At 73.9% G+C, this 14024-nt stretch carries 10 protein-coding genes; 5 read left to right on the forward strand and 5 right to left on the reverse strand.

Translation table 11 applies throughout. The annotated features are described in order from the left end of the window. Positions 1 to 20 precede the first annotated feature (20 nt). The 5 genes from OG403_RS34860 to OG403_RS34880 all read right to left on the reverse strand — a co-directional run bounded on the left by OG403_RS34860 (position 21) and on the right by OG403_RS34880 (position 6379). Positions 21 to 869, reverse strand: a complete 849-nt coding sequence (locus OG403_RS34860) for a S8 family peptidase (protein ID WP_329571571.1) — start codon at positions 867 to 869, stop codon at positions 21 to 23. Continuing rightward, positions 866 to 4171 (reverse strand): adenylate/guanylate cyclase domain-containing protein, encoded by a 3306-nt coding sequence (locus OG403_RS34865; protein ID WP_329571572.1) that lies wholly within the window; start codon positions 4169 to 4171, stop codon positions 866 to 868. Before OG403_RS34865 ends, OG403_RS34860 begins: the two co-directional genes overlap by 4 nt. 94 nt (positions 4172 to 4265) lie before the next feature. Next, positions 4266 to 4469: an aroma-sacti cluster domain-containing protein gene (locus OG403_RS34870; RefSeq protein ID WP_329571574.1), complete on the reverse strand. Its 204-nt coding sequence runs from the start codon at positions 4467 to 4469 to the stop codon at positions 4266 to 4268. A gap of 57 nt (positions 4470 to 4526) precedes the next feature. Then, complete coding sequence (locus OG403_RS34875; protein WP_329571576.1) at positions 4527 to 5219, reverse strand: iron-containing redox enzyme family protein; 693 nt, start codon at positions 5217 to 5219, stop codon at positions 4527 to 4529. Then, on the reverse strand, positions 5216 to 6379 hold the full coding sequence (locus OG403_RS34880) for a radical SAM protein (protein WP_329571578.1): 1164 nt from the start codon (positions 6377 to 6379) through the stop codon (positions 5216 to 5218). Before OG403_RS34880 ends, OG403_RS34875 begins: the two co-directional genes overlap by 4 nt. A gap of 337 nt (positions 6380 to 6716) precedes the next feature. On the opposite strand from OG403_RS34880, the gene OG403_RS34885 reads away from it, so the two are divergent. The 5 genes from OG403_RS34885 (at position 6717) to OG403_RS34905 (ending at position 13807) form a co-directional block, all read left to right on the forward strand. Further along, complete coding sequence (locus OG403_RS34885) at positions 6717 to 7661, forward strand: hypothetical protein (protein WP_329571580.1); 945 nt, start codon at positions 6717 to 6719, stop codon at positions 7659 to 7661. A gap of 127 nt (positions 7662 to 7788) precedes the next feature. Continuing rightward, positions 7789 to 8994, forward strand: coding sequence for a radical SAM protein (locus OG403_RS34890; RefSeq protein WP_329571581.1), 1206 nt, complete (start codon positions 7789 to 7791; stop codon positions 8992 to 8994). A 26-nt stretch (positions 8995 to 9020) separates the two neighbouring features. Further along, the gene (locus OG403_RS34895) at positions 9021 to 10292 is read left to right on the forward strand and encodes an MFS transporter (protein WP_329571583.1); all 1272 of its coding nucleotides are present in this window, start codon (positions 9021 to 9023) and stop codon (positions 10290 to 10292) included. A gap of 171 nt (positions 10293 to 10463) precedes the next feature. Continuing rightward, on the forward strand, positions 10464 to 12605 hold the full coding sequence (locus tag OG403_RS34900; protein ID WP_329571585.1) for a prolyl oligopeptidase family serine peptidase: 2142 nt from the start codon (positions 10464 to 10466) through the stop codon (positions 12603 to 12605). Then, positions 12602 to 13807, forward strand: a complete 1206-nt coding sequence (locus OG403_RS34905; protein WP_329571586.1) for a glycosyltransferase — start codon at positions 12602 to 12604, stop codon at positions 13805 to 13807. Before OG403_RS34900 ends, OG403_RS34905 begins: the two co-directional genes overlap by 4 nt. Positions 13808 to 14024: the final 217 nt, after the last annotated feature.

Consider the following 14024-nt stretch of genomic DNA (forward strand, 5'->3'; position numbering starts at 1 on the left):
GAGCGGACTCGTTCGCCACCTCATTCGCCACCTCCGTCGCCGTCCCGGTCGCCGACCTGGACGTTGGCGGCGGCCAGGTAGAGGACGTTCTTTAGCTGGAACGTGGTGAGCGAGGGATGCTTGGCGAGGATCCGGGCGCAGAGCCCGGCGAGGTACGGGGTGGCGAAGCTGTTGCCGGTGGTGCGGATGGTCGCGCCGCCCAGCCAGGGGACGGTGACGTTCTGGCCCTGGGCGAAGAACTCCACCGGTGGGCTCGGGTTGTAGAGGTAGAGCCCGGCGTCCTCCTCCTGGTGGCTGCCCACCGAGATGACCGAGGAGAACCGCCAGGGGAAGCTCTCCACCGGGGTGTTGTGCGCGGAGGCGACGATGACCGTGCGGGCGAAGGCGGCCTCGTCGGCGATCGCCCGCAGGGCGTCGGTGAACTGCGGGCGGGTGGTCGACAGGCTCAGGTTGATCACGTCGAAGCGCTGCTCGACCGCCCAGCGCAGGCCCGCGAGCAGCACGTCGCCGGTGCCCGAGAAGCGTTGGCCGAGCACCCGGACGCTGTAGAGCTCGCAGTCCGGAGCGGTGCGCCGGATGATCCCGGCGCAGGCCGTGCCGTGTCCGCAGGTGTCGCCCGTCTCGGTCGGCTCGACGGTGATCGTCCCGTCCGGATCCCGGAGCACCAGGTACGAGCCGTCGACCTGGCCGACCAGCGGGTGGTCGCGTTCGATCCCGCTGTCCACCACGCAGACCCGGATGCCACGGCCGGTGGAGCCGCCCCAGGCCCACTGCGGGGAGAGCCCGGGGCCGTCGGCGAGGATCGGGATCTCGGCCGGGCTGCGATCGCGCAGGCTCCAGGTGAGTCCGGATGCGGCGGTGCTGCTCATCGGGGCAGGCCCTTCTCGTCGATGGTCGGGGCAGGGGGTGTCGGGTCCACAGGTTCTGCCGCGGCGTCGGCGGCGTCGGCAGCGGTGTTCGCGGCGACGGTCAGGGCGGCTGCCCAGCGGACGCCGACCAGATGGCCCTTCGCGGCGAACAGGTGGTCGGCCAGTGCGGCGGCCCGAGCGGCCGGGACGGGGCGGGCCAGCAGCAGCTCGCTGTGCGCCAGGTCCAGCGCGGCCATCGCCCGGACCACCGGAGAGTCGGTCAACCCCGCCTCGTCCACCGCCCGTTCGGCGAGCACCGTGGCGCTCGCGGCGCACCCGCCGTGCGCCTGGACCCGGGCCAGGGTGCCGAAGAGATCGGCGGCGTCGGAGCAGGGCAGCCGGTCCTGCGCGGCGCCGAGCGAGCTCAGCGCGGTCGCGCACTCCTCGGTGCGGCCGGCGGCCAGCAGCGCGCGGGCGAGGTCTCGGCCGATGGCGCCGAGCAGTGCACCGGCGCCGAGTTCGCGGCCGGCCTGGTCCGCCCGGCGCAGCAGCGTGACGGCCTGCTCGGGGCGGCCGGCCAACTGCTCGACGGCGGCACCGAAGATCGGCAGGAAGACCGCCGCCTCCGCGTAGCCGAGTTCGTCGGCCGTGCGACGGGCGGCGACCAGGCAGGCGCTTGCCTCCGCCCAGCGCTCACCGAGCGCGAACAGCACGGCGAGCGGGCAGTTGAGCGTGACCTGCACCGCTCGGCGGTCGCGGCCGTGGTCGGCCAGCAGGGTGCGGCAGCGGGCCACGGCCTCGGGCACCGGGGTCGGGCCCAGCCAGAGCGAGACCCCGATCGCCCCCAGTGCCGCCGCCCGCTCCGGCTCCGCCTCGGCCCGCAGGGCGTGTTCCAGCGCCCGGTCGAGCAGCCGCTGGGCCGCGCCGTGCCGTCCGAGCAACTGCTGCTCCTGGGCGATCCGCAGGCAGCAGCGGGCGATGCCGAGGGAGTCCCCGGCCGCGTCGAAGAGCGGCAGTTCGGCGCGGGCCACCTCGGCCACCCGCCGCAGGTCGGGACCGGGGTCCAGCACGGCGAGCGCGAGCCGCACCTGGGCGGCGACCGTGTCAGGCTGTTGGGCGCCGGGCTGTTCGGCGACGGCCAGCACCTGCCGCAGCAGCTCGCGGCCCTGTTCGGTGCGGCCGGTGGCGAGTTGGACTTCGGCCAGCCGCCAGGCGGCGGTCAGCCAGGGCGGCTCGCCCGGGTCGCAGAGGCCGACGGCCTGGGCCAGCAGCTCCTCGGCCCAGGCCAGGTCGGCCCGGGAGAGCGCGTGTTCGCCACCGCGGGCCAGCCGCTCGCCGGCCCGCAGGCGCAGCTCACCGGTGTGCGGGTCGATCAGGCCGAGGTCGGCGCGGTAGCGGTGGGCCTTGGCCAGGTGGCCACCGATCACGCTGTCCGGCGCGTTGCGCCCGGCCAGCAGGTCGGCGACCCGCTCATGCCGCTCGGCCCGGATCCGCTTGGCCATGCTCTGGTAGGAGACCTCGTGGACCAGTCCGCTGCTGAAGCGGTACATCGCCTCGCCCGCCACCGCTCCCTCCGCCGTCTCGATCAGCCGACGCCGGTCGAGGCCGCGCAGGGCGGGGCGTACCGCGTCCACGCCGTGGCTGTCCGGGGCGAGTTCACCGCCCTGGCCGCCCTCGGGGCCGGACCGGGCCAGGTCGGCCAGCTCGTCGGTGCCGAACTCGCGGCCGACCACGGCGGCCAGTGACAGGGCCGTGCGCTCCGGCCCGACCAGCGCGTCGATCCGGGCGCCGAGCAACGCCTGCACGGTGGGCGGCAGTTCGCTGGGATCGCGCTGCTCGGCCAGCAGGGCGAGCAGTTGCTCCAGGTGCAGCGGATTTCCCTCGGCCCGGTCCAGCAACTGGGCGGGCACGGTGTCGAGATGGCCGGCCACCTCGACCAGGCCCGCGGCCAGCCGCAGCGACTCGCGGGGGGTGAGCGAGTCGAGCACCAGGGTCTGGGCGCGGTCCTGGCCGGTGCCCCACCGCGGGCAGTTCTCCAGGAGTTCGAGCCGTGCCACGCAGAGCACCAGCACCGGCGCCTGGGCGAGGTCGGCGACCAGCCGCCCCAGCACCTCGCGCAGCAGCGGGCCGGCCCAGTGGAAGTCGTCGAGCACCAGGATGACCGGGCACCGGCCGGCGAGCGCGGCGAGCACCTCGGCCAGCGCCGCGCCGGTCTCCTCGGCCGACGGGGTCGGCGTGCCGTCCAGCAGCAGTCCGCCGCGGAGCAGGGCCAGCGACTCGGCGGCCGGGAAGCCGGGGCCGGGATCCGACGCCTCGGGCCTGGTACGCGGTGGTGGGCCCGGGGTGGCGCCGGAGCCACCCTCCCGGACGTCCGCCAACAGCCGTTGCAGGGCGTCGGCCAGCGGTGCGAGGCTGCCCCGGTCACCGTACGGGCGGCAACGGCCGCTGCCGGTCAGCGTGCTGCCGGGGCGGTGCCCCGCCAGCCACTCCCGGACCAGCCTGGTCTTGCCCATTCCCGCCTCGGCGTAGACGGTGATCAGCCGGGCGCCGGGCGTGCCCACCAGCTGGGCGAAACCCTCGTCCAGTTCGCCGAGTTCGCGTTCCCGGCCGACGAACGGGGTGTCGAAGCGGCGCATCAGCTCGGGGTCGTCGCCGCGCAGGCCCAGCAGGCGGTAGGCGCGCACCCGTTCCGTCTTGCCCTTGAGTTCGAGCAGTCCGGCTTCCTCGACCACCGCGCAGGCGCCGGCCGCCCGCAGCGTGTCCGGGCCGATCAGGATCTGGCCGGCCGCGGCGTTCTGCTCCAACCGGGCTGCCACGTTGACCACTTCGCCCGAGACCAGCGCCTGCCGCGCGCTCACCTCGCTGTTGGCCACCGCCTCACCGGTGTTCACCCCGATTCGGACGTCGAGCCGGACACCGAGCGAGCCGGTCAGCCCGGCGTTCAGCTCCTCCAACGCCCCGAGCATGTCGAGGGCGGCCGCCAGCGCGCGGCGGGCGTCGTCCTCGTGCATGGCCGGGATGCCGAACACCGCCATCACCGCGTCACCGATGAACTTCTCCACCGTGCCGCCGTGCAGCTCGAGTTGACTGCTCATCAGCTCGAAGTAGCGCAGTGTCACCGAGCGCAGCGCCTCCGGGTCGAGCCGGCCGGAGAGCGCGGTGGAGCCGACCAGGTCGCAGAAGACCACGGTCACCACCTTGCGTTCCTCCGCGCGCGCGGCGGCGGGCGCGGCGGGCTCGGGCGGCGCGGCGCACGGGGTGCCGCAGGACGGGCAGAACCGCGCCGCGTCCGGCAGGATTCCCCCGCAGGTCAGGCAGTTCACGGCCGCCGGCCTCCTCTCGGATCTCGTTCGGGTCAGGGCGGGTTCGGGTCGGGGCGGGTTCGGGTCTGGTCCGGTCGGGTGGACCGGCGGAGGCTCAGAAGAGCGCGCCGCCGGCCACGTTGGCGTGCGCCTGGACCTCCGGCTCGAGCTCGTCCAGCCGGGCCTTGATGTCCACCAGCAGCGCGAGTTCTTCCTCGGTGAGGGCGCCGAACACCTCCGTCTGCTGCTCGGTGAAGGACTCGACGGGGAAACCGGCGGCGGCCAGCGCCGCGATGGTCCGCGGGTCGGGAGTGGGCATCAGGGGTCCTCCTGGCAGGTGGCAGGTGAAACGGTCGCGTGCGCGAGGCGTTCCGGGTCAGTGGGTCCGCAAGCGGCCCGGGCGGGCCAGCCGGGCGAACAGTTCGGTTGCGGCATCGACCGTGTGCAGCGCGCTCACGGCGACGGCGGCCTCCTGGGCGGGGCTCAGTGGGAGCCGGTCGAGGATCCGCTCCAGGTCGGCGCAGTGGCCGGTGTCCAGAGCCGCGTGGCGGCTGACGGTCCGGAAGGCGGCCTGCGGCAGGCCGCTGTCGGCGGCGAGCTGTTCGGCCAGCCAGCGGGCCGGGGCGTGGCTCTCCAGAACCGTGATGTAGCCGAGCAGGGAGACCGGATGGAAGTGCTCGATCCAGTAGTACTGCGGTCCCACCAGCCGGGCCGCCACGGCCGTCGGCTGCTCCCGCAGCAGCGGCGCCGGGTCGAGCCCGGCGGCCGCGAGGTCGGCCAGCAGCCAGTCGTCGTGCCCGCGTTCCTCGTCGATGTGCCCGGCCAGGTAGCTGCCCAGCGGACCGGCCACCGGGTCCGCCGGGCCCAGCTCCGCGCAGCGCCGGACCGCCAGTTCCATCAGCGGGACGGAGGCCCGCAGCACCTCGTGCATCGCGTGCAGGTAGCGGCCGTAGCGTTCGGCCAGGCCCTCGGGGTGCCAGAGGTCGGTCATGGCGGCGCGCAACGGGGTTGCGGCCAGGTCGAGTTTGAGGCGCAGGGTGGTGCTGCGCGACAGTGCGCGGTTGGTCATCGGTTTCCTGCCCGACCGGCCGGCGCTTCTGCCGACGGGAGTTGACGTGCTGTCAGCCTGGTCGGCGACAGCTCCACCAGGTCCGCGTAGGGCGCGCAGCCGAAGCGTCGCACCAGCGCTGCCGGCCCGGCCGACGACTGCGTGCGGGCGGCCTGGAGGTCGAGCAACTCGCCCACCGGCCCGGTGCCGGCCAGGGTGGCACCGGCCAGCACCTCGGGATGCTCGCCCAGGGCGCGGCAGCCGTCGCAGTACCCGGCGCAGCGCTCGGCGCCGTCCTGCGGTTCGCCGAACCTGGCGTACAGGTGGGTTGGACCGACGGCGCGCAGCATCCGCAGCGCCGGGCTGCGCAGGGCCCGTTGCCGCACCGTCGGCCAGTCGTCCACGGCGATGTGGCCGAGCCGCAGGTGGGCGGGGGCGGGCCGGCGGTCCACCGTCTCCTGGTTGCAGCAGGCCAGCACGGTGCCGTCCGCCGCGACCACCGGCCACGCGGCCATCGCGCACGGCAGCGGACCACCGGCCGACTCCATTGCCGCTCCAGGGGTCGCCGTCGCGGTGACCCGGGCGGGGTCGGCCCAGGCGGCGGCGCGGCCCACCGCGCGCACCTCGTTGACCAGCATCGGCACCGTGTCGCCGAAGGTCCGGCGGACCTCGCCGGTGAGGTCGGCCAGGTACGGATCGTCCGGTCCGGTGCCCGTGACGTGCAGGCTCACCGGGATGCCCGCGTCCAGCACGGTCGCCAGCGCGCGCAGTACGTCGGCGCGGGCGACCTCGCGTTCGTGGAAGGCGTCGATGCTGGCGGAGAAGTGGTCGACGGCGGTGATCGCCCGCAGCACCCGCTCGGGGATCCGGCCCTCGCGGGCGAAGAACATGCCGCTGAGCAGCGCGCTGCGGGTGCCCACCGCCCGTGCGGAGGTGGCCAGTTCGCGGACCAGCTCGGGTATCAGCAGCGGTTCGCCCCCGGTGAGCAGCACCAACTCCGGTCGGTCGGTCGGCCCGCAGGAGTTGATGAAGCGCAGCAGGTCGGCGGCGTCCTGGTCGGTTCCGCGAGGCGTCGAGGAGGTCGAGCAGTGCGCGCAGGCCAGCGGACAGCGTTGGGTGAGCATCACCAGCAGGCCCGCGCAGGGCACCGGACGCAGACCGACCAGCTCGGCCAACTCCATGGATGCGCTCCCCTCCGGTCCGCTGTGTGTCGCGTGCTCGCTGCTCTCCGCGTGCTGCCAGCACTCTGACCGGACCGGGTTGGCGAGGGGTTCAGAGGCACGCCGAAACCGGTACATCCGCAGGTCAGCCGTGACGGTGGAGGCCGTGGGCGGTCGGTGGGGTGCCGCCGCGCGGGGTCCGGCGCCCGGTCAGCGGCCGATGCCAGGGGCGCTGAGCTGGGCATACCCGGTCTCTGTACCGGAGCCGAACCGTTCCCGTTCCGGCGCTCCATAGGTTCCTTCCTGTCGGTACGGGAGACCCTCCCGCCGAGTCCCGTAGATGTGATCGGAGATCACCGTGGCTGAGAACAAGGAGCCGACTCCCGAGGTCGTCTCGCACAGTGGTGAGGACACCCCTGGGTGGTGTATCGCGCACAGCGCGCCGGACGCGGTGGCCGAGGTTGTCGCTCACCGCGGTGAGGACACCCCGTCGTGGTGCATCGTGCACAACGAGGGGGACGCGGTGGCGGAGGTTGTCGCGCACAGTGGTGAGGACACCCCGGGTTGGTGCATCGCGCACAACGTGGACGCGGTGGCGGACGTCGTCGCGCACAGCGGTGAGGACACGCCGTCGTGGTGCATCGTGCACAGCGCGCCGGACGCGGTGGCGGAGGTTGTCGCGCACAGCGGTGAGGACACGCCGTCGTGGTGCATCGTGCACAGCGCGCCGGACGCGGTGGCGGAGGTTGTCGCGCACAGCGGTGAGGACACCCCGGGTTGGTGCATCGCGCACAGTGCGCCGGACGCGGCGGCGGACGTCGTCGCCCACAGTGGTGAGGACACGCCGTCGTGGTGCATCATGCACAGCGCGCCGGACGCGGCTCCCGAGGTTGTCGCGCACAGCGGTGAGGACACCCCGGGTTGGTGCATCGCGCACAGTGCGCCGGACGCGGTGGCGGAGGTCGTCGCGCACAGCGGTGAGGACACCCCGGGTTGGTGCATCGCGCACAGTGCGCCCGACGCCGTGGCGGACGTCGTCGCGCACAGCGGTGAGGACACCCCGTCGTGGTGCATCGTGCACAACGAGGGGGACGCGGTGGCGGAGGTTGTCGCGCACAGCGGTGAGGACACCCCGTCGTGGTGCATCGTGCACAACGAGGGGGACGCGGTGGCGGAGGTCGTCGCCCACAGTGGTGAGGACACCCCGTGGTGCATCGGGCACAGCGCCACGGACGTGGCGCCCGAGGTCGTCGCCCACAGCGCCGACGAGACCCCGTGGTGCATCGGCCACTACACGGACTGAGGTCCGTGGGCGCGGCCTGCCGGATTCCGGTGGGCCGCGCCCCGCGTCCGGCACCCGGCGACCTCGCCCGTCCCGGGTGCCATCCGGCGGACACCCCGTCCCCGTCACCGAACTTGAGGAGATATCCGTGGAAACGACGCACGCATCGACCGGTACCTCGACGGATGCCACCGGCAGTCGCCTGCTCAAGGCGGCGAACGGCTGGTGGTTCCTCGGTGACGGTGGGGTCGCCCGGCTGCGCCCCGCGCAGGTGTCCCCGGACGGCGTGCTGCTGCCCGCCGCCGAGCAGTACCTGCAGGACGCCGGGCTCTACGAGAGCAAGCCGTTCAGCTCCTACTCACTGACCGTGCTGACCAGCACCGACTGCAACCTGGGCTGCGGGTACTGCTTCCAGAACACCGCGCAGGACCCCAAGGGCGGTGACCGGCCGCCGCGCATCGCCCATTCCCGTCTCACCTCCGAAATGATCACCTCGGTACTGGACTTCACCCGGGCGCGGATGACCGAAGGCGGCTTCCGCAAGCTCGCGGTGATGCTGTTCGGCGGCGAGCCGCTGCTCAATCCGCGCGGGGCGCGTGAACTGCTGCGCCGGGCAGCGGATTTGGGTGAGCTCACGGCGAGCATGGTGTCCAACGGCACCCTGCTCACCCCGCTGATCGCCAAGGACCTCAGTGCGGCCGGTCTGCGCTCGGTCCAGATCACCTTCGACGGTGACAAGGACGAACACGACGCGATCCGGGTGCGGCGCTCCGGTGGTGGCACCTTCGACGTGATCATCAGCAATGTGGCGAAGGCGATGGCCGCCGCCCCCTCGCTCCGCTGGCACCTGCGGGTCAACGTCTCGCACCTCAACCGGCACGGCATGGACGACCTGGTCGAGCGACTGGCCGGCAGCCTCGACACGGCCCGCTGCGGCCTGAACTTCTCGCTGGTCGGTGACATCGGGGTCGGCTACGGCAACGAGCTCGCCTACGGCGGCGAGTTGGCCCAGGAGTTCGCCCGCTGGCACGCCCGAGCCCTGGATCTGGGCTTCGCGGTCTCCCGGCCGCGCGCCAACCGCGGCTGCCAGGCCTGCAGTTACAAGGACGGCAAGTACGGCGCGGTGGTCAACGCCGATGGTGTGCTCTCGAGTTGCTGGGAGACCGCAGGCCGGCCGGGCTGGGAGGTCGGCAGCATCGCCGACGGCTACCTCTCCCACGAGGAGACCGAGGGGCGCTGGATCTCCTGCAGCGACCAGTACGAGTACGGCGAGAACGCGGTGGGGCTGAGCTCCTTCCAGGACGAGGTCGACGCCATCCTGCTCGACCAGTTGAACAGCTCCGGCCGGCTCTGAGGCCCGGCCCGTCTCGGAGGTGTGCCATGGCTGATCCCGGGGTGCTGCGGGTGAACCGGGACTTCCGGCGCTACTGGGTGGGCACGGCGTTGTCCATGCTGGGCTCCCAGATGTCGCTGATCGCCTTCCCGTTGCTGGTCCTGTCGATGCACGGCGGTGCGGCGCAGGCCGGCCTGGTGGCCTCCTGCTCGCTGGTCACCCGGATGCTCTTCCGGTTGCCCGCAGGGCAGTTGGCCGACCGGGTGGACCGCCGCCGGCTGATGCTCGGCGCCGACCTGGTCCGCCTGGCGACGGTGGGCAGTATCCCGCTGACCGCCGGCCTCGGCGCGTTGGGGTATCCGCAGCTGCTGGTGGTCGCGCTGGTCGAGGGTGTCGCCACCTCGGTGTTCAGCCCGGCGAGCACCATCGCGGTGCGTGACGTGGTGGCCGAGGAGCACCTGGCGGACGCGTTGGCGAAGAGTCAGGCAGCCTCGGCGACCGCCTCGCTGATCGGGCCGTTCCTCGGCGGCTGGCTCTTCACCGTCGACCGGATCCTGCCGTTCACCGCCGATGCCGCCTCCTACGCCGTCTCGGCGTTCCTGCTGTGGCGGATGGTCACCCGGCCGGCGGAGCGCGACGCTGCCGCCACCACCGACCGCAGTGTGACGGCCGGGCTGCGCTGGCTGGTCAGGCAGCCGGCCCTGCTGCGGGCGCTGGCCTTCGGCGCGCTGCTCAACCTGGTCGCCTCGGCCGCCGAGGTGGCGATGGTGGTGACGCTGCGCACCACCGGCACCGGCGGCACCGCCATCGGGTTGGTGATGGCCTGCGCGGGCGTCGGCGCGGTGCTCGGCTCGCTCGCCGCCGCGCGGGTGCTGAAGCTGCTGACGCCAGGTCAACTCTTCCTCGTCATCGGCGTGGTCTGGTCACTGGGCCTCGCCTCGTTCGCCGCCACCCAGCGTCCGTGGGTGCTCGGGCCGGTGCTGGTGGTGCTGATCCTGTTGACGCCGCCGTGCGGGATCGTGGTCGGCCAGGCCGTGCTGAGCCAGTCGCCCCGGGAACTGCTCGGCCGGGTGAGCACGGCGACCAACCTGGTGATCGCCGGGCTGGCCGCGCTCGGCCCCATGCTGACCGGCGTGGCGCTGCAGGGGATCGGGATCTCCCGGACCTGGCTGGCGCTGGCGGTGATCGTGGCGGTCTCGACGGCGTTCGCCGCCGTCCCGATGCTGCGCACCACCGCGCTCACCGAGCCCGGGTCGGCGCAGCGGCCGCTGGACGCCGACCCGGCCGGCGACACCCCGTCCGCCGCGGCGACCGCCTGATCCGCCGACGGCCTGGCCTGACCCGGCAACCGGCTGACCTGCCGACCCGCCGACCCGCCGACCGCCTGACCCGGCCCGACCACGGCCGGGGCGGCGGCCGTTGGCACACCCGTACCTCGACTCAGGACAGCGCAGCGCATGACCGCATCCCGACCCACGACAGGGCAGAGCATGACCGCATCGATCGAGTACCCGGCCGCGGCCCGCGCCGACCTGGTCGAGGAACTGCACGGACACCAGGTCGCCGACCCGTACCGCTGGCTGGAGGACGAGCACGACCCGCGGACCGCCGAGTGGTCCGCGGCGCAGCAGGAGCTGTTCCGCCACCGCCGGGCGGCCTGGCCGGCCGAGCCGGTGCTCCGCCGCCGGCTCGCCGAACTGCTCGACACCGGCGCCCGGTCCTCGCCGAGGGTCTGCGGGCCGTGGCAGCTGCGCACCCGCCGGGCGCCGGGCCGGGACCTGCCGGTCATCGAGGCCCGCACCGAGCGCGACGCCCCGGCCCGCACGGTCTTCGACCCGCTGGTCCTGGACCCGTCCGGCGCCACCGTGCTGGACGAGTGGACACCGTCCTGGGAGGGCGCCGCGATCGCCGTACAGACCTCCACCGGTGGCACCGAGGACTCCGTGCTGCGGGTGCTGGACACCGCCACCGGCGCGGTGCTCGACGGACCGATCGACCGGCTGCGCCGCTCCACCATCGCCTGGCTGCCGGGCGGCCGAGGCTTCTACTACATCCGGCGGGCGGCCCCCGGGGCGATCCCGGGCGAGGAGCGCTACCACCGGCGGGTCTACCTGCACCTGGTGGGCACCGATCCGGCCGAGGACCGGCTGATCTTCGGCGAGGGTCGGGAGAAGACGCAGTACTACGAGGTCGCCACCACCCCCGACGGCCGCTGGCTCACCCTCACCGCCAGCAGCGGGGCCTCGCCGCGCACCGACGTGTGGCTCGCCGACCTCACCGCGAGCTCTCCGGAACACCCGCTGCTGCGTCCGGTCCAGGAAGGCGTCGAGGCCAGGACCGAGATCCGGCTGCGGCCCGGCGCCGGGCCCGACGGCGAGCTGTTCCTGCGGACCACGCGGGACGCGCCGCGCGGCCGGATCGAGCGGGCCACCCCGGCCGATCCGGCCGCGCGCACGGTCCTGGTCGCCGAGGATCCGCAGGCCGTGGTGGTGGGGTTCGTGGTGCTGGACGGACCCGAACTGCCGCGTCCACTCGCCCTGGTGAGCAGGATCCGGCACGCGCTGAGCGAGATCACCGTGCACGATCTGGCCACCGGTGAGCAGCTGGGCGAGGTCGGCCTGCCCGGCCCCGGCGCGGTCGGACCACTGCTGGTCGGCTCCGACCCCGGGCACGACCTGTGGTTCCGCTACAGCGACTTCGTCACCCCCTCGAAGATCCTGCACTACGACGCCCGGACCGGCCGGACCGAGTCCTGGGACTCCGCCGAGCGGTTACCGGCAGGCCGCCGCGACACGGAGGTGACGGTCCGTCAAATGACGTACCCGGCAAGGGATGGAACCGAGATCCGGGTGTTCCTGGTATCGCCGACCGGCCGCCCCGACCACCCGCGTCCGACGATCATCACCGGCTACGGAGGGTTCGGCGCCTCGATCGTGCCCGAGTACGCGCCCCAGGCGGTGGCCTGGGCCCGGGCCGGCGGGGTCTACGCCTTCGCCTGCCTGCGCGGCGGCGGGGAGGAAGGCGAGCAGTGGCACCGGGCCGGCCGGCGCGAGCACAAACCGAACACCTTCGACGACCTCGACGCGGCCGCCGACTGGCTGCTCGCGGCCGGCTGGGCGGCACCCGGGCAGCTGGGCCTGTGCGGCAGCTCCAACGGCGGGCTGACGGTGGGTGCGGCGCTCACCCGCAGCCCGGAGAAGTACGCGGCGGTGGTCGCCCTCGGCCCGCTGCTCGACATGGTCCGCTACGAGCACTCCGGGATGGGCCCGAGCTGGCGCGAGGAGTACGGCAGCGCCGCCGACCCGGTCGAACTGGGCTGGCTGCTCGGCTACTCGCCGTACCACCGGGTGCGCGAGGGAGTCCGGTACCCCGCCGTGCTGCTCGGCGCGGCCGACGGGGACACCCGGGTCGACCCGCTGCACGCACGGAAGATGTGCGCCGCGCTGCAGCACGCGGCGCTGACGGGCGGCGGCGGCCCGGTGCTGCTGCGGGTGGAGCGCGGGGTCGGCCACGGCATCCGCGGTGTGGCCAGCACGGCCGAAATCCTCGCCGACGTCCACTCCTTTCTCGCCGAACAGCTCGGGCTCGCCTTCGACCCCGGGCGCGAACCCACCTTGGAGGCAGCCCGGTGAACGTCCTGCTCTGCCCGCTGGCCGACCCCGGCTACCGCTATTCGAGCATCGCGGTCGGCCTGGAGCTGCGCCGCCGCGGCCACGCCGTCCGGATCCTGGAGCCGGCTCCGGGCCTGCCGCCGATCACCCCGCCGGACCTCGATCCCTGCCTGGTGCACGACCTGGTCGACCCGCGCACCTTCCGGGTCGGCCGCTGGTTCCTGCACGGGCTGCCGCAGTTCCAGGCCGTGGTCCGGGCGGCCCGCGAGACCAGGGCCGAGGTGCTGGTGACCTCGCTGCTCTGCCACGGAGCCCTGCTGGCGGCCGAGTTCCTGGACCTTCCGGTGGTCGTCCTGGGGCTGGCCGCGCACCTGTGGCCCTACCAGGCGCAGTTGCCCGGCGAGCCGGCCGGTCCCGAGTTGCAGCGCGAGTGGCGGCTGGGTGAGACCGGCAAGGCGTACCAGCAGGCCCGCGAGGCGGCCGAACTCCCGCCGCGCGACGACCGCGCGCCGCAGGCCGTGCTCTCCGGCAGCGCGCTGCTGCTGCGCGGTGATCCGGCGTTCGAGGAGCCCGGGGCCGTACTGCCGGACGGCATCCGGCACGTCGGCCCGTGCTGGTGGGAGCCCGCGGCACCGCCGTCCGAACTCGGCGAGATCGACGAGCGGATCCGGCGGGTCGGCAAGCCCGTCGTCTACGTGCACCTGGGGCGCAGCTTCGGCGGGACCAGCCTCTGGCCCTGGCTGAACGAGACCTTCCGGGACGGCCCGTTCCAGGCCGTGGTGGAACTCGGCCGCTCCGGCGCGGCGCAACCGGACCAGGGGACGGACATCCTGGTGGTGCGCAAGCCGTGGATGTCGCCGCTGGTCGACCGGGCCGACGTCGTGCTGACCAATGCCACCACGTCGCCGGTGCTCGCCGCACTGCTCGGCGGGCGCCCGCTGCTGGTGGCGCCCGCCGGGGGAGAGCAGCTCGTGCTCGGCGAGGCCTGCGTGCGAGCCGGTCTGGCCCTGCGGCTGCCGACCGCCGGCGGCTCGGGGAGCGGCGCGGACGGCGCGGAGAGTCAGCACGCCGGCGCGGTGAGTGGTCGCGGCGGCGGTTCGGAGCTGATCGCCGCGGTGCTGGCGGACCGCTCGATCGCCGACCGGGTGCGGCAGGTCGGCGAGCGGCTGCGGCAGTCGAAGAGCGAGGCGGTGGCGGCCGACGCCGTCGAGGCCGCCTGCTGATCCGCGCTCCTGCTACCGACGACCGGGTGGGCCCTGTGGGGTGCCACCCGGTCGTTCCGCTGTTCCGGGCCGCGCTTCCGGTGGCCTGTTCCGGCGCCGTTCTTCCGGTCGCCGCCGCTCGGATGCCGGTCGCCGGATGAGCGGTGTTGGCGTCGCCCGCAGCGGCCGTGCATGATTGACGCGGCGTCAGACTGCTTCACCAGAACGACACATGGCC

This window comes from Kitasatospora sp. NBC_01266, assembly GCF_036242395.1.
Lineage (GTDB): Bacteria > Actinomycetota > Actinomycetes > Streptomycetales > Streptomycetaceae > Kitasatospora.

What these genes read in the sequence shown, in the direction of transcription:
- OG403_RS34870 (WP_329571574.1), bottom strand. Translation starts at nt 4,469, where the DNA reads ATGCCCACTCCCGACCCGCGGACCATCGCGGCGCTGGCCGCCGCCGGT.
- OG403_RS34895 (WP_329571583.1), top strand. Translation starts at nt 9,021, where the DNA reads ATGGCTGATCCCGGGGTGCTGCGGGTGAACCGGGACTTCCGGCGCTAC.
- OG403_RS34860 (WP_329571571.1), bottom strand. Translation starts at nt 869, where the DNA reads ATGAGCAGCACCGCCGCATCCGGACTCACCTGGAGCCTGCGCGATCGC.
- OG403_RS34880 (WP_329571578.1), bottom strand. Translation starts at nt 6,379, where the DNA reads ATGGAGTTGGCCGAGCTGGTCGGTCTGCGTCCGGTGCCCTGCGCGGGC.
- OG403_RS34875 (WP_329571576.1), bottom strand. Translation starts at nt 5,219, where the DNA reads ATGACCAACCGCGCACTGTCGCGCAGCACCACCCTGCGCCTCAAACTC.
- OG403_RS34900 (WP_329571585.1), top strand. Translation starts at nt 10,464, where the DNA reads ATGACCGCATCGATCGAGTACCCGGCCGCGGCCCGCGCCGACCTGGTC.